This window comes from Siccibacter turicensis LMG 23730, assembly GCF_000463155.2.
Lineage (GTDB): Bacteria > Pseudomonadota > Gammaproteobacteria > Enterobacterales > Enterobacteriaceae > Siccibacter > Siccibacter turicensis.
Window position 1 is genome coordinate 414822 of sequence record NZ_AWFZ01000050.1, and the last position, 18355, is coordinate 433176.

Annotated in this window: 14 protein-coding genes and 1 riboswitch; of the genes, 7 read left to right on the forward strand and 7 right to left on the reverse strand. The window is 59.5% G+C overall.

The window, feature by feature from the left end:
- Positions 1-340 precede the first annotated feature (340 nt).
- A riboswitch (Lysine riboswitch) is annotated at positions 341-534 on the forward strand.
- A gap of 109 nt (positions 535-643) precedes the next feature.
- The 3 genes from lysC (at position 644) to DW58_RS17825 (ending at position 3511) form a co-directional block, all read left to right on the forward strand.
- Positions 644-1996: a lysine-sensitive aspartokinase 3 gene (gene lysC, locus DW58_RS17815; RefSeq protein WP_024550311.1), complete on the forward strand. Its 1353-nt coding sequence runs from the start codon at positions 644-646 to the stop codon at positions 1994-1996.
- A 190-nt stretch (positions 1997-2186) separates the two neighbouring features.
- Positions 2187-3116: a ketopantoate/pantoate/pantothenate transporter PanS gene (panS, locus tag DW58_RS17820; RefSeq protein ID WP_024550312.1), complete on the forward strand. Its 930-nt coding sequence runs from the start codon at positions 2187-2189 to the stop codon at positions 3114-3116.
- A 122-nt stretch (positions 3117-3238) separates the two neighbouring features.
- Positions 3239-3511, forward strand: a complete 273-nt coding sequence (locus DW58_RS17825; RefSeq protein ID WP_024550313.1) for a YjbD family protein — start codon at positions 3239-3241, stop codon at positions 3509-3511.
- A 1-nt stretch (position 3512) separates the two neighbouring features.
- Here the strand turns inward: DW58_RS17825 and rluF are convergent, their stop codons facing one another.
- Positions 3513-4394 (reverse strand): 23S rRNA pseudouridine(2604) synthase RluF, encoded by an 882-nt coding sequence (gene rluF / locus DW58_RS17830; RefSeq protein ID WP_024550314.1) that lies wholly within the window; start codon positions 4392-4394, stop codon positions 3513-3515.
- A 145-nt stretch (positions 4395-4539) separates the two neighbouring features.
- Here rluF and DW58_RS17835 point away from each other — a divergent pair, with 145 nt between their 5' ends.
- Positions 4540-4818 carry a type II toxin-antitoxin system RelB/DinJ family antitoxin gene (locus DW58_RS17835; RefSeq protein WP_024550315.1) on the forward strand — a complete coding sequence of 93 codons (279 nt, stop codon included), beginning with the start codon at positions 4540-4542 and terminating at the stop codon, positions 4816-4818.
- A gap of 75 nt (positions 4819-4893) precedes the next feature.
- Positions 4894-5103 (forward strand): type II toxin-antitoxin system RelE/ParE family toxin, encoded by a 210-nt coding sequence (locus tag DW58_RS17840; protein WP_029696402.1) that lies wholly within the window; start codon positions 4894-4896, stop codon positions 5101-5103.
- Positions 5104-5132: 29 nt separating this feature from the next.
- Here DW58_RS17840 and DW58_RS17845 read toward each other — a convergent pair whose 3' ends face one another.
- Positions 5133-6764 carry a Na/Pi cotransporter family protein gene (locus tag DW58_RS17845; RefSeq protein WP_024550316.1) on the reverse strand — a complete coding sequence of 544 codons (1632 nt, stop codon included), beginning with the start codon at positions 6762-6764 and terminating at the stop codon, positions 5133-5135.
- A 280-nt stretch (positions 6765-7044) separates the two neighbouring features.
- On the reverse strand, positions 7045-10728 hold the full coding sequence (gene metH, locus DW58_RS17850; RefSeq protein ID WP_024550317.1) for a methionine synthase: 3684 nt from the start codon (positions 10726-10728) through the stop codon (positions 7045-7047).
- 192 nt (positions 10729-10920) lie between these two features.
- Here metH and iclR point away from each other — a divergent pair, with 192 nt between their 5' ends.
- Positions 10921-11757, forward strand: coding sequence for a glyoxylate bypass operon transcriptional repressor IclR (gene iclR / locus DW58_RS17855; protein WP_024550318.1), 837 nt, complete (start codon positions 10921-10923; stop codon positions 11755-11757).
- On the opposite strand, the gene aceK is transcribed toward iclR, so the two are convergent.
- From aceK to metA, 4 genes are all read right to left on the reverse strand, one after another.
- A complete protein-coding gene (gene aceK / locus DW58_RS17860) occupies positions 11754-13496 on the reverse strand; it encodes a bifunctional isocitrate dehydrogenase kinase/phosphatase (protein ID WP_024550319.1) in 1743 nt (580 codons plus the stop codon). The two genes, iclR and aceK, sit on opposite strands and share 4 nt — an antisense overlap.
- Positions 13497-13559: 63 nt before the next feature.
- Positions 13560-14867, reverse strand: coding sequence for an isocitrate lyase (gene aceA / locus DW58_RS17865; protein ID WP_024550320.1), 1308 nt, complete (start codon positions 14865-14867; stop codon positions 13560-13562).
- A 114-nt stretch (positions 14868-14981) separates the two neighbouring features.
- Complete coding sequence (gene aceB / locus DW58_RS17870) at positions 14982-16580, reverse strand: malate synthase A (RefSeq protein WP_024550321.1); 1599 nt, start codon at positions 16578-16580, stop codon at positions 14982-14984.
- A gap of 243 nt (positions 16581-16823) precedes the next feature.
- Positions 16824-17753 (reverse strand): homoserine O-acetyltransferase MetA, encoded by a 930-nt coding sequence (gene metA / locus DW58_RS17875; RefSeq protein ID WP_024550322.1) that lies wholly within the window; start codon positions 17751-17753, stop codon positions 16824-16826.
- Between the two features lie 351 nt (positions 17754-18104).
- On the opposite strand from metA, the gene DW58_RS21525 reads away from it, so the two are divergent.
- A complete protein-coding gene (locus DW58_RS21525) occupies positions 18105-18233 on the forward strand; it encodes a P-loop NTPase family protein (RefSeq protein ID WP_268873305.1) in 129 nt (42 codons plus the stop codon).
- Positions 18234-18355: the final 122 nt, after the last annotated feature.

The window sequence follows — 18355 nt, forward strand, 5'->3', positions numbered from 1 at the left end:
TGATGATTTTTATCATGAGGGCCGGCGTTGTCCGCACGGGTTATCAATCACGCAAGTATAGTCGTTATAAGTTATTTTCCTGGCCGCCCCGCCAACATGAATAATCCACATAACCCCGTCGTTGACAATGCCCCGCGTAAACCTTTATTTATAACTACACGATTTTATTGAGAATCGTTTTCCCCTGATGTTTCGGGCTCGGCCAGAAATATTAAGGGCCCCCCAAAATCGTTCTGGTTGTAGCAAGGCGGCAACGCAGCGAGTCGCCGGGAGCATACACCCGTATGTGACCGGTGCGAGCGAGGACGCCAACGCCGCAACGGCCAGAACGATGAAGGGGGAAACCGGAAGAGGCGCGTTGCCCAGGTATCATGCTCGAGGAGCCAGTCCGCAGACAGCACGAGAGGGGGAGCAACGCCGAGGTAGCACAGCGTCTGGCAACGTTCGCTATCGACCGCAGGGGCTGAATCCCCTGGGTTGTCACCCGAAGCGCCCGCAGTCGGACGCTTCGCAAGGTGGAGCGCTTCTGGGTGAATGTGGTTGTGGTTTTTCCCGTCTGCGTCCGCCCCCTTACCGCTCTTTCCTTGTGCCAAGGCTGAATAACGTTGTGCCATCCCGGATGGCTCCCTGACACGAGGTTGTTATGACAAATGCTTTCGTTGTCGCCAAATTTGGCGGCACCAGCGTGGCCGATTTCGACGCCATGAACCGCAGCGCCGGCGTGGTGCTGGCCGATACTGCCGTGCGCCTTGTGGTGCTCTCTGCCTCAGCCGGGGTGACCAATCTGCTGGTTGCGCTGGCGGAAGGTCCCGAAGCGACCGAGCGTTTTGTAAAGCTCGACGCGATCCGCAAAATTCAGTACGACATCCTCGAGCGGCTGCGTAACCCTGACGTTATCCGCGACGAAATCGACCGTCTGCTTGAGAACATCAGTACCCTGTCCGAAGCCGCCTCGCTCGCCACCTCCACGGCGCTGACCGATGAACTGGTAAGCCACGGCGAGCTGATGTCTACCCTGCTGTTTGTCGAAGTGCTGCGCGAGCGCAGCGTGGACGCCCAGTGGTTCGACGTGCGCAAAGTGATGCGCACCAGTGACCGTTTTGGCCGCGCCGAGCCGGACGTTGCCGCGCTGGCTGAACTCTGCACCCAGCATTTACAGCCGCGTCTTGCTGAAGGCCTGGTGATTACCCAGGGCTTTATCGGCAGTGAAGGCAAAGGCCGCACCACGACGCTTGGCCGCGGCGGCAGCGACTACACCGCCGCCCTGCTTGGCGAAGCCCTGAAAGCGGCGCGGGTAGATATCTGGACCGACGTACCGGGGATTTACACCACCGATCCGCGCGTGGTGCCCTCCGCCAAACGCATCGATGAGATTGCCTTTGAAGAAGCCGCCGAAATGGCAACCTTCGGTGCAAAAGTGCTTCACCCCGCCACGCTCCTGCCAGCGGTACGCAGCGATATTCCGGTATTTGTCGGCTCCAGCAAGGATCCGGCCGCGGGCGGGACCCTGGTATGCAATAAAACCACCAACCCGCCGCTGTTCCGGGCGCTGGCGATGCGCCGTAAGCAGACCCTGCTGACGCTGCACAGCCTCAATATGCTGCATTCGCGCGGTTTTCTTGCCGAAGTATTCTGCATTCTGGCGCGCCATAACATCTCGGTAGACCTGATTACCACGTCTGAGGTGAGCGTCGCGTTGACCCTCGACACCACCGGCTCCACCTCCACCGGTGACACGCTGCTGACGCAGGCGCTGCTGACCGAGCTCTCCTCGCTGTGCCGGGTAGAAGTGGAAGAGGATCTGGCGCTGGTGGCGCTTATCGGCAACAGCCTCTCCAAAGCCTGCGGCGTGGGGAAAGAGGTGTTTGGCGTGCTGGAGCCGTTCAACATCCGCATGATTTGCTACGGCGCATCCAGCTACAACCTCTGTTTCCTGGTGCCGGGCAGCGATGCCGAGCAGGTGGTGCAGAAGCTGCATCAGAATCTGTTCGAGTGATGCCCCTGCGCGCCGACACGGATGAAGGGATTTCATCATGATGTATTTGAATAAAAATCCTTAGCACGATAAACAATACCCTTGGCCGGTCGTTCACCGGCCTTTTTCATTCCCGGAGCGTAAACGCACGCCGCGGCTACAGCGGCACGGGAAACACAACGACACCTTTCGACCTGCAAGGAAACAGATCATGCTTGCCACTCTCACGCGGCTGTTCCCGCTCTGGGCGCTGCTGCTCTCGGTTATTGCGTATTACACGCCGACCACCTTCACCCCCATCAGCCCCTGGATCACCACGCTGCTGATGCTGATTATGTTCGGCATGGGCGTCCACCTTAAAATTGACGACTTCCGGCGCGTGCTCTCGCGTCCGGCCCCGGTCGCCGCCGGCACGTTTCTGCACTATCTGGTGATGCCCCTTGCCGCCTGGCTGCTGGCACGGCTGTTTCATATGCCGCCGGATCTCTCCGCGGGCATGGTGCTGGTGGGCAGCGTTGCCAGCGGCACCGCATCAAACGTGATGATCTTCCTGGCGAAAGGAGATGTGGCGTTGTCGGTGACCATCTCCTCGGTCTCGACGCTGGTGGGCGTGGTGGCGACGCCGCTGCTGACCCGGCTCTATGTCGATGCGCATATTCAGGTGGATGTGATGGGCATGCTGCTCAGCATTCTGCAAATCGTGGTGATCCCCATCGCGCTGGGCCTGGTCATTCATCACCTCTTCCCGCGGCTGGTGAAGGCGGTGGAGCCCTACCTGCCGGCGTTTTCCATGGTCTGCATTCTGGCGATTATCAGCGCCGTGGTGGCCGGATCTGCCGCCCATATCGCCTCGGTGGGTCTGGTGGTGATTGTCGCGGTGATCCTGCATAACACCATTGGTCTGCTGACGGGCTACTGGGGCGGACGCCTGTTCGGCTTTGATGAGTCCACCTGCCGCACGCTGGCAATTGAGGTAGGAATGCAAAACTCCGGCCTCGCGGCGGCGCTGGGTAAACTCTACTTTTCGCCGCTCGCCGCGCTGCCCGGCGCGCTGTTCTCGGTCTGGCACAACCTCTCCGGGTCGCTGCTGGCGGGATACTGGTCCGGTAAACCGATTAAGGATGCGAAACGCCGCCGCTAAACGTTCAAAAGCCCGCAGATGCGGGCTTTATTTTGGCGAAAGTACCTGAAACCGGTGAATTTTACTGAGGCGGCAGGCGCTTTGCTTTACACTGCAGGCTCTTCCCCTCTGAGGTCGCACCAATGTCCACTTCACGACTGACGCAAAAAGAGATGACGGAAAGCGAACAGCGCGAGCTGAAAACGCTGCTCGACAGAGCCCGTATCTCGCATGGCCGCCCGCTGACCAACGCCGAAACAAACCACATCAAAAAAGAGTACATCGACAAGCTGATGGCCGAACGGGCTACGGTGGCGAAACAGGCGCGCGCGCAGAAAAAGCAAAAGGCGTTCAAGCCCGACCCCGAGGCGACCTTTTCATGGTCAGCCAGTACCCATACCCGCGGCAAACGCTGAGTTAACGCCCTTTCTTTTTACGTCCCGGCTGGTTAAAGCGTTTACGCGACGCCAGCTCCGCCGGGGTTTTCGCCATGTTTTTGCCGCCGCTGGCGGAGGGCGCTTTGGCCACGGCCGCTTTCGGTTTCGCCTTCTTCACCGCTTTCGCCGGTTTTGCCTCCGACGACGAGTTCTCAATCAGCTTAAACAGCTCAATCAGCTCATCGGCGGTCAGATCGCGCCACTCGCCCGGCGGTAACCCGGCAACGCTGACGTTCATGATACGGGTACGCTCAAGCTTCGTGACCTCAAAACCAAAGTGTTCACACATGCGGCGTATCTGACGGTTCAGGCCCTGCACCAGCACGATACGAAACGAGAACGGCCCCTCTTTTTTCACCTTACACTTTTTGGTCATGGTGCCGAGGATCGGTACGCCCGCGCCCATACCGCGAATAAACTCGTCGGTCACCGGCTTGTTTACCGTGACCACGTACTCTTTTTCGTGGTCGTTACCGGCACGCAGGATTTTGTTCACCAGGTCGCCGTGATTGGTGAGAAAAATCAGCCCCTGAGAGTCTTTGTCCAGCCGCCCAATCGGGAAGATGCGGGTGCTGTGGTTAACGTAGTCGACGATGTTGTCACGCTCGCCCTCTTCGGTGGTGCTCACTACGCCAACCGGCTTATTCAGCGCGATAAAGACCAGGTCCTCTTCGTTACGCGGTTCAATCAGCTGACCGTTAACCTTTACTACGTCGCCAGCAACCACCTGATCGCCAATGCCGGCACGTTTGCCGTTAATGAACACGTTTCCTTGCTCGATATAACGATCGGCATCGCGGCGCGAGCAGATTCCGCTCTCGCTAATGTACTTATTTAATCGGGTAGAGTGAGTTGGCAGCATAGTTTCTCCTGTAAACGCGAAATATACCCTGCCTGCGGGATGATAAAAACCGTGCGGGCGTAAGTTTGTCGGCCCGTGAAACCATTGCTTGAAAAATAGCCACTACGTGTGCACAATGTACCCACAAAACGAGCGAGGTGATGTGATGCAATCCAGTATTAAAATGCGTATTTCCGAGGAGCTGAAAAACGAAGCCACGCATATTTTGCGCGACTGCGGCCTTACCGTCAGTAGCGCGGTACGTCTGTTTCTGGAACAGGTGGTTAGCCACCAGGGGATACCCTTTGAGGTCAAACGCCCCTCAGCAAAAATGAAAGCCGCGCTGCAGGAAGCACGCGAGATTGAAGCGCAGGCCGCCCACCGCTTCACGTCAGCAGACGATATGCTCAAGGAACTGAGCCATGATAAAAAACAAGAGAAGTAGCTTACCGCGACGCGTCGACTACACGCGCACTTTTGCAAAATCCTGGGAGCGATATAACCGCGCGGGGCGCACGATATGCCTGCACTAATCGAGGCCATGACGCGGCTTTTTCATGGCGGCGTGTTACCGGCCAGCTACCGCGATCATGCGCTGCAGTGCGAACAGTGGGACGGCGCCAGAGAGCTGCATATCGGCGGGGACTTTCTGTTGGTTTACCGCCACAGCCCGTCGCAGAATTTGCTGACCTTTATCGATATCGGTACCCACAGCGAACTGTTTGGCTGACGAACGCCCCCGTAGAGGCGTTCACCCTGTTACTTCTCATCCCGCTCATCATCTTCGTCCGGCTGTTCCAGCACGCTGTAGGCCACGGCGCAGAACAGCGAATTCAGCCGCTTCATGTCGCTCAGCAGCCCCAGATGCAGGGAGCTGGTTTCGATGCTCTGCACGTTCTGCTGATGCAGCCGGTTGACGTGCGCGTGGGAGTAGCGGCGGCTGAGGATCCGCAGACGATGCTTGTTGCGGCGCAGACGGCGGGCACCCGCCACATCGCCGGAGAAGAACACCGTCAGCGCCAGCCGGAGGTTGGCAGAGAGCTGCTCCAGCAGCGCGTCCAGCTCCTGTAGCCCTTCGGATGAGAAAGCGCGGCGCGCGGCGAAGGACTTATGCGCCACGTCGCTGGCCATGCGCTCGATAATATCGGCCGCCTGCTCCAGGTTGAGCGACATCTCGATGATCTCCGCCCAGCGCCGCGACTCCATCTCAGTTAAATCTTCCTTCGGCATCTGCGCCAGATAGAGTTTGATGGCGGTATAGAGCACGTCCACATCGTCAGCCAGCTTGCGCAGCTCGCGCTCCTGGCGCGGTTCGCCACGGATCACGTTGCCCCACATCTCCAGCATCTGCTCCAGCGCCTCCCCCATACGCAGCGTTTCGCGCGCGGCGTTGGCCAGGCCCAGCGCCGGGGTATCCAGCGCGGTGTTATCGAGGTACTTCGGCTTCAGACGCGCATCGGACTCCGGCGCATCGGCGATGACCCGCTGGCAAAATCGCGCCATCGGCTCGACGAAGGGCACCATCACCAGGCAGCGGATCAGGTTGTAGAACACGTGGAAATAGATCACCAGTTCGGACTCGGGCAGCGCGATGTGGCGCATTGCGTCGGCCAGCAGGTGCACAAAGGGCAGGACTATCAGGCTACCCACCAGCTTGAACAGCAAACTTCCCAGCGCGACGCGTCGTGCGGCCGGGGTCGCGGCGCTGTTGTTGAGCATCGCCAGCAGCCCGGAGCCGAGGTTCGCGCCAATCACCAGGCAGAGCGCCACATCAAACGAGATAACCCCGGTGGCGTTCAGGGTGGCGGTTAACAGCACCGCCGCCAGGCTTGAGTAGGTGATGACGGCGAACACCGCGCCGATCAGCGCATCCAGCAGGATATCGCCGGTCAGCGAGGCGAAAATCACCTGCACGCCGGACGCCTGGGTAATCGGCGTCACCGCCTGCACGATAAGCTCCAGCGCCAGCAGAATCAGCCCAAGGCCAATACCGACGCGCCCGAGCTGGCCGGCCCGGCTCTGCTTTTTACTGAGGAAGAAGATCACGCCGATGAAAATCAGCAGCGGCGACAGCCACGACAGATCGAAGGTCAGGACGCGCGCCATCAGGGCGGTACCAACATCGGCGCCGAGCACGATAACCAGCGCCGGGGCCAGCGCCACCAGATCCTGCGCCACAAACGACGTCACCAGCAGGGTGGTGGCATTACTGCTCTGCACCAGCGCCGTCACACCGATGCCCGAGCAAAACGCGAGCGGCTTCTTCTCGACGCTCCGACTCAGGACTGTGCGCAGGCGCGCGCCGAACACGCGCATGACGCCGGTACGGACAATGTGGGTGCCCCAGACCAGGAGCGCTACCGCAGAAAGCAGGTGCAGCAGGGTTAACACGGCTTCTCCTCGCAAATAATGGTTTTAGTTAGTATGTCCTTACTTCGCTCGAATGCTACGAAGCAGTAAGGGTCTGTAGACCACTAGTATAAAGGTTTACCACCAGACAGGGGCGATGACGCGTTGTGTGGATGAAGGCGGTGAATACCGGAAAAGCGCTCCCGCCCCGTCGCGCCGGTAATGACAGGGCTTACTCGCCCCCGGCATGGATGACGCATCGCGGCGGGAACGTACCGTCACCCGCCGCGATAGCGGCTATTGCCGTTGATGGAGGGCGGCGTCAGTCCGCATCATACCCAAGGTTCGGCGCCAGCCAGCGCTCCACTTCACTGATGCTCATGCCTTTACGCTGGGCGTAATCCTCCACCTGGTCACGCTGGATCTGTGCCACGGCGAAGTATTTGCTGTCGGGATGGCTGAAGTACCAGCCGGACACCGACGCGCCGGGCCACATGGCGAACGACTCCGTCAGCTTCATCCCGATGCGCGTTTCAGCATCCAGCAGCTGCCAGATGGTCGCTTTCTCGGTGTGTTCCGGGCAGGCCGGGTATCCCGGCGCCGGGCGAATGCCCTGATAGTTCTCGCGAATCAACGCCTCGTTACTGAGGTTCTCATTCGGCGCATAGCCCCAGATCACCTTGCGCACCCGCTCGTGCAGATACTCCGCAAAGGCTTCCGCCAGGCGATCCGCCACCGCTTTGATCATGATTTTGTTGTAGTCATCATGCTGCGCGTCATAGGCCTCGGCCAGCGCATCCTCCTCCAGCCCGCCGGTCACCGCGAAGGCGCCGATATAGTCGGCCTTCCCGCTCAGCTTCGGCGCGACGAAATCGGCGAGGCAGTAGTTGGCAAACCCGACCTTTTCGGTCTGCTGGCGCAGGTGATGGCTGACCGCCAGCACGTGGGTGCGCGTGTCGTCGCGGTAGATCTCCACATCATCGCCTACCCGGTTGGCGGGGAAAATCCCCACTACGCCGCGCGGATTCAGGGTTTTCCCGGCATCGAGCGCATCAAGCATCTCGTTCGCGTCTTTGAACAGGCGCTGCGCCTCCTCGCCGACAACCTCATCCTCGAGAATGCGCGGATACTTTCCGGCCAGCGACCAGGTCATAAAGAACGGCGTCCAGTCGATGTAGTTACGCAGGGTGTTGATGCTGGCACTAACCTCCTCCACACCGAGACGATGCGCGGCGGGCGGGGTATAGCTCTCCCAGTCGAAGGCGAGATCGTTTTCCCGCGCCGCATGAAGCGTTACCGGCGGGGTGCGCGGTTTCTTACGCGCGTGCTGGATGCGCACCGTTTCATACTCTTTCCGGGTGCGCGCCACAAAGTCATCGCGCAGCGTGTCGGACAACAGGGACGACACCACGCCGACGGTGCGCGAGGCGTTCTGCACGTACACCGTTGGCCCGCTGTAGTTCTGCTCAATTTTCACCGCGGTATGCGCTTTCGAGGTGGTCGCTCCGCCAATCAGCAGCGGAATGGTAAAGCCCTGACGCTCCATCTCTTTCGCCACGTTCACCATTTCGTCGAGCGAAGGGGTGATAAGGCCGGACAGGCCAATCAGGTCAGCATTCACTTCCCGGGCGGTTTTGAGGATTTTTTCAGTGGGCACCATCACACCAAGATCGACGATTTCATAGTTATTGCACTGGAGCACCACGCCAACGATGTTTTTGCCGATGTCATGTACGTCGCCTTTCACGGTGGCAATCACCATTTTACCGTTGGTTTTGCCCTTCTCTTTGCTGGCCTCGATAAACGGCTCAAGGTACGCCACCGCCTGTTTCATTACCCTGGCGGACTTCACCACCTGCGGCAGGAACATTTTGCCCTCGCCGAACAGGTCGCCCACCACGTTCATGCCGTCCATCAGCGGGCCTTCAATCACCTGAATCGGGCGCTCCGCCTGCTGGCGCGCCTCTTCGGTGTCCTGCTCAATAAATTCGGTGATGCCTTTTACCAGCGAATATTCGAGGCGTTTTTTCACCTCCCAGCTGCGCCACTCCGCCTGCTGGGCACTGGCGGCGTCATCGGTTTTGCTGCCGCGGTACTTTTCGGCCAGGTCGAGCAGCCGTTCAGTGCTGTCGTCCCGGCGATTGAGCACCACATCTTCCACCGCATCGCGCAGCTCCGCTGGCAGATCGTCATAGATAGCGAGCTGCCCGGCGTTAACGATCCCCATGTCCATGCCGTTGCGGATCGCGTAGTAAAGGAAAACGGCGTGGATCGCTTCGCGCACCGGGTCGTTGCCCCGGAAGGAGAACGACACGTTCGACACGCCGCCGGAGATCAGGGCGTGCGGCAGCTCGCGCTTAATGTCTTCGCAGGCGCCGATAAAGTCCTGCGCGTAGTTGTTGTGCTCCTCGATGCCGGTCGCCACCGCAAAGATGTTCGGGTCGAAAATAATGTCTTCCGGCGGGAAGCCCACCTCTTCGGTCAGAATGTTATAGGCCCGGCGACAGATTTCGATTTTGCGCGCCCGGGTGTCGGCCTGGCCCACTTCGTCAAACGCCATCACCACTACTGCCGCACCGTAGCGCCGCACCAGCTTCGCGTGATGGGTAAACGCCTCAATGCCCTCTTTCATGGAGATGGAGTTGACGATGCCTTTGCCCTGGATGCACTTCAGCCCTTTTTCAATCACCTCCCACTTAGAGGAGTCGATCATAATCGGCACGCGGGCGATGTCCGGCTCGCCAGCAATCAGGTTGAGGAAGCGCACCATCGCCGCTTCGGCGTCGAGCATCCCCTCGTCCATGTTGATATCGATAATCTGCGCGCCGCTCTCAACCTGCTGGCGTGCCACGTCCAGCGCCTCGTTGTATTTTTCTTCTTTAATCAGGCGCTTGAATTTAGCAGAGCCGGTCACGTTGGTACGTTCCCCGACGTTGACGAACAGCGAGTCGGCGCCGATATTCAGCGGTTCCAGTCCCGCCAGCCGACAGGCGACCGGCAGTTCAGGCACCATGCGCGGGGCAATGCCCTCGACGGCGCGGCACATGGCGGCGATGTGCGCCGGCGTAGTGCCGCAGCAGCCGCCGACAATATTCAGAAAGCCCGCCTCGGCCCACTCCCGGATCTGCTCTGCCATCGGCTCCGCATCGAGATCGTACTCCCCAAAGGCGTTCGGCAGCCCGGCGTTCGGGTGCGCGGTCACGTAGCATTCGGCGATGCGCGACAGCTCCTGCACGTACTGGCGCAGCTCATCCGGCCCCAGCGCGCAGTTCAGCCCGAAGGAGAGCGCGTCGGCATGGCGCAGGGAGTTGTAGAACGCTTCGGTAGTCTGGCCTGAGAGGGTGCGGCCGGAGGCATCGGTAATGGTGCCGGAAATCATGATCGGCAGGTCAACGCCAAGCGCCTCGAACTCGGCCTTCACGGCGAAGATCGCTGCTTTGGCATTCAGGGTGTCGAAGACGGTTTCAATCAGGATCAGATCGGAGCCGCCCTCCACCAGCGCCCGGGTGGATTCCCGGTAGGCCACCACCAGCTCATCAAAGGTGACGTTGCGGTATGCCGGGTCGTTAACGTCGGGAGAGATGGACGCGGTGCGGTTGGTCGGGCCGAGCACGCCTGCCACGTAGCGCGGTTTATCCGGGGTGCGCGCGGTCCACTCATCCGCACAGGCGCGGGCCAGCTTTGCCGCCTCGAAGTTGATCTCCGCCGACAGGGCTTCCATCTGGTAGTCGGCCATGGCGATGGTGGTGGAGTTAAAGGTGTTGGTTTCAACAATGTCTGCGCCCGCTTCGAAATAGGCGTAATGAATAGCGGCGATAATCTCCGGTTTGCTGAGCACCAGCAGATCGTTATTGCCCTTCAGGTCACAGGGCCAGTCGGCGAAGCGCTCCCCGCGAAAATCCGCTTCTTCCAGGCGATAGCTCTGGATCATGGTACCCATACCGCCATCCAGCACCATAATGCGTCTGGCTAGCTGCGCGTGCAGTTGTTCAACGTTGCTACTCACATTCACTCCCGGCGTTATAGTCAGGCCTGCAGGCCAGCGAACCATACTGGCATAAACCACCAGGGGGGAAAAGTCACACAGCGGTAACATGAGACATGTTCATTATTGACTCATCGGATCAGTCAATCGCCGGTTGCAATATAGCCAGATGAAACGAAAATGATTTCCACGATACAGAATAAGGAGTCAGTCATGGTCGCGTCCGTTCCCGCTAAACGCGGTAAAAAACCCCGTAGTGCCGCAGCCGCCACGCCTGCTCCCGCAACCGGCCAGGTGCAGTCCCTGACCCGCGGCCTGAAGCTGCTGGAGTGGATCGCCGATTCACAGGGCAGCGTCGCGCTCACCGAACTGGCGCAGCAGGCCGGACTGCCGAACTCCACGACCCATCGCCTGCTCACCACCATGCAGCAATTAGGCTTTGTGCATCAGGTTGGCGATCTGGGCCACTGGTCCATCGGGGCGCACGCCTTCATCATCGGCAGCAGCTTCCTGCAAAGCCGTAACCTGCTGGCGATTGTGCATCCGGTGCTGCGCAAGCTGATGGAGGAGTCGGGGGAGACGGTGAACCTGGCGGTGCTCGACCAGAGCGATCATCAGGCGATTATCATTGACCAGGTGCAGTGTACCCAGCTGATGCGTATGTCGGCCCCCATCGGCGGTAAGCTGCCAATGCACGCTTCCGGCGCGGGCAAGGCGTTTCTCGCTCAGCTCAGCGACGAGCAGGTCACCGGCCTGCTGCACCGCAAAGGGCTGCACGCCTACACCCCCGCGACGCTGGTTTCACCGCTGCATCTGAAGGACGATCTCGCCCAGACCCGCAAGCGCGGCTATGCGTTTGATGACGAGGAACACGCCCTCGGCCTGCGCTGCGTGGCCGCCTGCATCTACGACGAACACCACGAGCCGTTTGCCGCCATCTCCATCTCTGGCCCGATTTCACGCATTACCGACGACCGCGTGACCGAGCTGGGCGCGCTGGTCATCAAAGCAGCGAAAGAGGTCACGCTTAAATATGGTGGAGTGCGTTAACCCGTCTGCTGCTGCCTGCCGTAGCGCACGCTGAACCGCTGGCGTCGACGGTAGGCGTAGACGTCCTCGACGTGCCCGTCGCGAATGCGCGCCTGCAGTTCACGCCAGTAGCTGGCACGGAACAGGTCGGCGTGCATCTCCTCAAACAGCGGTCCGATGCGCGGATCGGCGCACAGCCAGTGACGAAACTCTTCGGGAAACACATCGCCGGGCGTCACGCTGTACCAGGGCTCGGCGCTCAGCTCATCCTCCGGATAGCGCGCCGCCGGGATATCCCGAAAATTCACCTCGGTCATGTAGCAGATCTCGTCGTAGTCATAGAACACCACCCGACCGTGGCGCGTGACGCCAAAGTTTTTGAACAGCATGTCCCCGGGAAAGATATTGGCCGCCGCCAGCTGACGAATGGCGTTGCCATACTCCTCCACCGCATCGCGTAGCTGGGCGCCGCTGGCCTGCTCGAACCAGAGATTGAGCGGTACCATGCGCCGTTCAATGTAGAGATGGCTGATGCTGATGCACTCGCCCTGGTCGGTGAGCTTGTCAGCGGCCTCGGCCTGCAACAGCGCCATCAACGTCGGACTGATGTGCCGCTTCTCCAGCACAAAATGCTCGAACTCCTGGGTATCCGCCATGCGGCCCACGCGGTCGTGCTCTTTCACCAGCTGATAGCATGCCCGGACATGCGCCGCGCTCATCTCTTTTTGCGGCGCGAAGCGATCCTTGATCACCTTGAAGACCCGGTCGAAGCCGGGCAGCGTAAACACCAGCATCACCATGCCGCGGATGCCGGGCGCTTCGATAAACTTTTCATCGGTGTGGGTGATGTACTCCAGATACTCCCGGTAGCTTTCGGTTTTGCCATGCTTCTGGCAGCCAATCGCCATGTAGAGTTCCGCCGTGGTTTTGCCGGGCAGGATGTCGCGCAGCCACTCTACCAGCGCGCCGGGCAGCGGGGCGTACACCATAAAATAGCTGCGTGCGAAGCCGAACACGATGCTCGCTTCGGCGTGGCGGGTCAGGCAGGTATCGATAAACAGCGTGCCGTCATCGCTGCGGTGGAGCGGCAGTAAAAACGGCAGCGTCCCTTCCGGCAGCACCAGCTTTGCCACCAGCCAGGCCGCCTTATTGCGATAAAACAGCTCGTTCGCCACCTCCAGCGAGGCCTTTCGCATCATCTCCGGCCCCAGGGTTTCCGTCAGGTGAGCAATGATATACCCGACGTCGCGCGCCATATCCTGCCACGGCAGACGCAGCGGGAGATCGCTCAGCAAGGTGGTGAGCAGCGTCTCCCAGCCCCGGTCCGGGTAAAAGCGTTTTGCCAGCGGGCGCGGCGGGGTGCGAAAGCGCCGGGCAGACTGCGAGCTGAAGATAAACAGCCGCGCCGGGGAGAGCGAGCGGTGGTCGAACAGGCGGCAGTAGACCGAGTTGAAAAAGCTTTCGGCTATCTCGAACCGGGGATAGTGCGGCAGCAGGTCGGTGTAGTGCGTTTTCACCCGCAGCAGGAAGTCGGCATCGGTGCGTTTGCCGGCCATGATGCACTTCACCTGCTCGACCACCAGGCCGACATGGTGGTCATAGAGATGAATACGGCTTTTCATCGCCAGCTGCACTGCGTGCCAGTCGGCCTGTTCGAAACGCTGCTGCGCACCGGCGGTGATCTCCAGAAAGCGTCCGTACTGGGCATCAAAGCCCTGCAAAATGGTCTGCGCGATCAGCAATTCCAGCCCGCGTGTCATCGGCGTCTCCTCCGCATGCCCTTCCCTCGCCCTTCTCGCTTACCGTCAGGGCGAGGGGTGCTGTCAGAACTGCTGCTCTTCGGTCGACCCGGTGAGGGCGGTTACCGACGAGGCGCCGCCCTGAATGATGGTCGTCACGCGGTCAAAGTAGCCGGTTCCCACCTCCTGCTGGTGTGAAACGAAGGTGTACCCGTCCGGGCCGGCGGCAAACTCCGGCTGCTGAACCTTCTCCACATAGTGCTTCATGCCTTCGCCCTGAGCGTAGGCATGCGCCAGGTCGAACATGTTGAACCACATGCTGTGGATACCGGCGAGGGTGATGAACTGGTATTTGTAGCCCATCTCCGAGAGCGCCTCCTGGAAGCGGGCAATGGTGTCGTCATCCAGCTTCTTCTTCCAGTTGAATGAGGGCGAGCAGTTATAGGCCAGCAGCTTGCCGGGAAAGCGGGCGTGGATGGCGTCGGCGAAACGGCGCGCCTGCTCAAGGTCCGGCGTGGAGGTTTCACACCACACCAGGTCAGCGTACGGGGCATAGGCCAGGCCGCGGCTGATCGCCTGCTCAATCCCGGCGTGGGTGCGGTAGAACCCTTCGGGAGTGCGTTCGCCCACGATGAATTCGCGGTCGTACTCATCGCAGTCGGAGGTAATCAGGTCCGCGGCGTCAGCGTCGGTGCGGGCAATCAGCAGCGTCGGGACGCCCATGACGTCCGCCGCCAGGCGCGCCGCAACCAATTTCTGAATCGCTTCCTGGGTCGGCACCAGCACTTTGCCGCCCATATGGCCACACTTCTTCACCGAGGCGAGTTGATCCTCGAAATGCACCGCCGCCGCGCCGGCTTCAATCATCGACTTCATCAGTTCAAAGGCGTTGAGCACGCCGCCAAAGCCCGCTTCGGCATCGGCGACGATCGGCAGGAAATAGTCGATATAGCGCGGATCGTCCGGTTCAACGCCGGCTGCCCACTGGATCTGATCCGCACGACGGAAGGTGTTGTTGATCCGATCCACCACCGCCGGGACCGAGTTGACCGGATAGAGCGACTGATCCGGATACATGCTGGCGGCCAGGTTGGCATCCGCCGCCACCTGCCAGCCGGAGAGATAGATGGCTTCGATTCCCGCTTTCGCCTGCTGTAACGCCTGCCCACCGGTCAGCGCCCCAAGGCTGTTGACGTAACCCTTTTTCGATTCGCCGTTAAGCAGGCGCCACAGCTTCGCTGCCCCGAGCGACGCAAGCGTGCATTCTGGATTCACCGAACCACGCAGTCTGACCACCTCCTCCGCGCGGTAAGGGCGTACAATCCCCTGCCAGCGCGCCTGTTTCCATTCCTGTTCCAGCTGTTCAATCTGTTGGGTACGTGAAAGTGTCATGGCAGATGCTCCGTTATTATCGTGCCTGGTGTTCAGGCGTTATGGGTGCAAACCGTCAGACCGCAGACGACATCAGTTTTCACTCTGACCGCGGGCGTCGATACAGGAAAAGCGTCAGGCCAGCCAGCGATAGCCCGGCAGCGTCAGAAAATCGATCAGCTCATCAGAAGTGGTGATCTGCTCCATCAGCGCTGCCGCTTCAGTGAAGCGCCCGTTGCTGAAGCGGTGCTCGCCAAGCTCTTCGCGGATGACCATCATCTCTTCGGCCAGCCACTGGCGGAACAGGGCGTTAGTGACCGGCGTGCCGTCGCTCAGGCTTTTGTGGTGGTGGATCCACTGCCAGATAGAGGTTCGTGAGATTTCCGCCGTGGCGGCATCCTCCATCAGGCCGTAGATGGGTACGCAGCCGTTACCGGAAATCCAGGCTTCGATGTACTGCACCGCAACGCGGATGTTGGCGCGCATGCCTTCTTCGGTGCGTTCCCCTTCGCAGGGCGCGAGCAGGTCATGGGCCGTAACGGGGGCGTCGTCGGCCCGTGTCACGTCCAGCTGGTTTTTCTTCTCGCCTAACGCCTGTTCGAAAATCGCCATCGCCGTGTCGGCAAGCCCCGGATGGGCAATCCAGGTACCGTCGTGCCCGTTCTGCGCTTCCAGCGTTTTATCCGCTTTCACTTTCGTCAGTACCCAGGCGTTGCGCTCGGCGTCTTTGCTGGGGATAAACGCCGCCATGCCGCCCATGGCGAACGCACCGCGACGGTGGCAGGTTTTGATCAGCAGCCGGGAATAGGCACTGAGAAAGGGTTTGTCCATCGTGACCGCCTGACGATCCGGCAGCACGCGATCGCCATGGTTTTTCAGTGTTTTGATATAGCTGAAGATGTAGTCCCAGCGCCCACAGTTGAGACCAACGATATGGTCGCGCAGCGCGTGCAGGATCTCATCCATCTGGAACACCGCAGGCAGCGTTTCAATCAGCAGCGTGGCTTTAATGGTGCCGCGCGGCAGGGAGAACCGATCCTCGGTGAAGCTGAAGACCTCACTCCACCACGCCGCTTCCTGCCATGCCTGGGTTTTTGGCAGATAGAAATAGGGGCCGCTGCCCTTCGCCAGCAGCTGCTGGTAGTTATGGAAAAAGTAGAGGGCGAAGTCGAACAGGCTGCCGGGAATCGCCTCTTCACGCCAGGTAACGTGTTTTTCAGGAAGATGCAGGCCGCGCACCCGGCAAACCAGCACCGCCGGATCCGGCTTCAGCTGATAAATTTTCCCGGCCTCGTTAGTCCAGGTAATAGTGCCGTTGACCGCATCCCGCAGGTTGATCTGCCCTTCGATAAGCTTGCTCCACGCAGGCGAAAGCGAATCCTCGAAATCCGCCATGAACACCTTTACGTTGGCGTTGAGCGCGTTGATCACCATCTTGCGCTCTACCGGCCCGGTGATCTCCACGCGGCGGTCCAGCAGGTCAGCCGGGATCCCGCGAATTGTCCACTCGCTTTCACGAATGGAAGAGGTTTCCGAAATAAAATCCGGCAGCGTCCCGGCATCAATCTGTGCCTGCTGATGCTGGCGCGCAGCCAGCAGGCGATTGCGTTGGGGCGTGAAGTGCGTCACCAGCTCAGTCAGGAACGCAATGGCGTCCGACGTGAGGATCTGGTGTTCTTGCTCGGTAAACGTCTGGGTAAAGCGCAGTTCAGTAGATAGAGCCTGTTCCGACATAACGATCTCTCCCAAGTGATCCTGTTTCATCCTGCGGTTCGTAACACGATCCCGTTGTGTGTTTTTCGTTCAGCACAATTAAGATTACTGCATCGAATTCTAAAATCAAAAACTATTTCCATTTTTTAATTAGAATGCAAGTAACTCATTAATTAACAAAAGGATTAAGATCGTTTAGAAGTGAACATGGATTTTCGGAAATAAAAAAGGCACCCGAAGGTGCCTTGATCACAGCGGAAAGCGTCAGTCCAGCGTGGGATTCATATGGCGCAGATCGAACGGGGTGATCTGGTAGACGTAGTAGTTTAACCAGTTAGTAAACAGCAGGTTGCCGTGGCTGCGCCAGGTGGCGCGCGGTTTTTGCAGTGGATCGTCGTCAGGAAAATAGTTAAAGGGCACTGCCGGGTTGATACCGGCTTCGACATCGCGGAAGTACTCCCCTGCCAGGGTATCGGGATCGTACTCCGGATGGCCTGTCACGAAGGCGATGCGTTTGTCCTTGCTGGCGAACAGATAGGCATCGCCGTCCCGGGATTCTGCCAGAATCTCGAGATCGGTATAGTCACGAATCAGTGCCGCCGGGAAGTCCGCGTAGCGCGAGTGCGGCGCGAGGAAGGCATCATCAAATCCGCGCGTCAGCAACGCGTGCGGGTGGGTAATAAAGTGTTCGTATACCCCGGAGAGCTTTTCGCTGCGGGTCTGTTTTGGAATGCCATACAGAATATTCAGCGCGGCCTGAACGGCCCAACAGACAAACAGCGTTGAGGTGACGTGATCTTTTGCCCACTCCAGCACCTGCTTTATCTGCGGCCAGTAGGCCACGTCGTTAAACTCGACCAGCCCGAGCGGCGCGCCGGTGACAATCAGTCCGTCGAAGTTATCATGCTGAATATCGTCGAAGTTGCAGTAGAAGTTATTCAGGTGCTCCGTCGGAGTGTTGCGGGATTCACGGCTGTCGATGCGCAGCAGCTGAATATCGAGCTGCAGCGCCGAGTTCGACAGCAGACGCAGAAACTGGTTTTCAGTTTCGATCTTCTTCGGCATCAGATTGAGGATAAGCACCTTTAGCGGACGGATCTCCTGATTGCTGGCGCGGGAATGCGTCATCACAAAGACGTTTTCCTCACGCAGGAAATTCACGGCTGGTAACTCATCAGGCACCCTTATTGGCATAACCTCTTTTCCTCAATTTATACGCTTAAACGTTTAGACATCCAGATGCCCAACATTACCCAGGAACGTCCATAATGTCGAGTCTGCAGGCTGAAGGTGAGAAATTTTCACGGTCGGGAAGGGTTAGCAGGGTGGTAAACGGGGTGACGCTGGCGAATAGCGGGATGTGAGAGCGCAGAAATGGCGTGTTGCCATCTGCTTTTACCGGGCTGTACAAAACGGGGCGCTGCTTCAGGGAGGATTGGGGTACCTCTGGCAGGGATGCTGACGAAAACTGGGGGCCTTCAGCGAGATCGGGCTATGATGCTTATCCGCAGGGCGGGGGCTGACGCCATTCGGGGTGGAGGTCTGGTGTTAGCGGCTGTCACAGCGCTGGCGAGCGACACTGCCCTCGCGATGCCGGTCCCGGTGCTGGATCTTAACCAGCCTGCTGACGTGGTGCGGTTTATCACCGGCTGGCTGTCCCGGTCTGCCGGCTGATTTTGTAGCGGGGGGTACGCGGGGCGATGCCAGCGGATTTTCCCGGCGCCGGAATGCAAAAAACCCTCAGCTTTCGCTGAGGGTTCTTCAATTTGATGCCTGGCAGTTCCCTACTCTCGCAT

What these genes read in the sequence shown, in the direction of transcription:
- metA (WP_024550322.1), bottom strand. Translation starts at nt 17,753, where the DNA reads ATGCCAATAAGGGTGCCTGATGAGTTACCAGCCGTGAATTTCCTGCGT.
- lysC (WP_024550311.1), top strand. Translation starts at nt 644, where the DNA reads ATGACAAATGCTTTCGTTGTCGCCAAATTTGGCGGCACCAGCGTGGCC.
- DW58_RS17835 (WP_024550315.1), top strand. Translation starts at nt 4,540, where the DNA reads ATGCAATCCAGTATTAAAATGCGTATTTCCGAGGAGCTGAAAAACGAA.
- aceK (WP_024550319.1), bottom strand. Translation starts at nt 13,496, where the DNA reads ATGACACGCGGGCTGGAATTGCTGATCGCGCAGACCATTTTGCAGGGC.
- DW58_RS17825 (WP_024550313.1), top strand. Translation starts at nt 3,239, where the DNA reads ATGTCCACTTCACGACTGACGCAAAAAGAGATGACGGAAAGCGAACAG.
- panS (WP_024550312.1), top strand. Translation starts at nt 2,187, where the DNA reads ATGCTTGCCACTCTCACGCGGCTGTTCCCGCTCTGGGCGCTGCTGCTC.
- rluF (WP_024550314.1), bottom strand. Translation starts at nt 4,394, where the DNA reads ATGCTGCCAACTCACTCTACCCGATTAAATAAGTACATTAGCGAGAGC.
- DW58_RS17840 (WP_029696402.1), top strand. Translation starts at nt 4,894, where the DNA reads ATGCCTGCACTAATCGAGGCCATGACGCGGCTTTTTCATGGCGGCGTG.
- aceA (WP_024550320.1), bottom strand. Translation starts at nt 14,867, where the DNA reads ATGACACTTTCACGTACCCAACAGATTGAACAGCTGGAACAGGAATGG.
- iclR (WP_024550318.1), top strand. Translation starts at nt 10,921, where the DNA reads ATGGTCGCGTCCGTTCCCGCTAAACGCGGTAAAAAACCCCGTAGTGCC.
- aceB (WP_024550321.1), bottom strand. Translation starts at nt 16,580, where the DNA reads ATGTCGGAACAGGCTCTATCTACTGAACTGCGCTTTACCCAGACGTTT.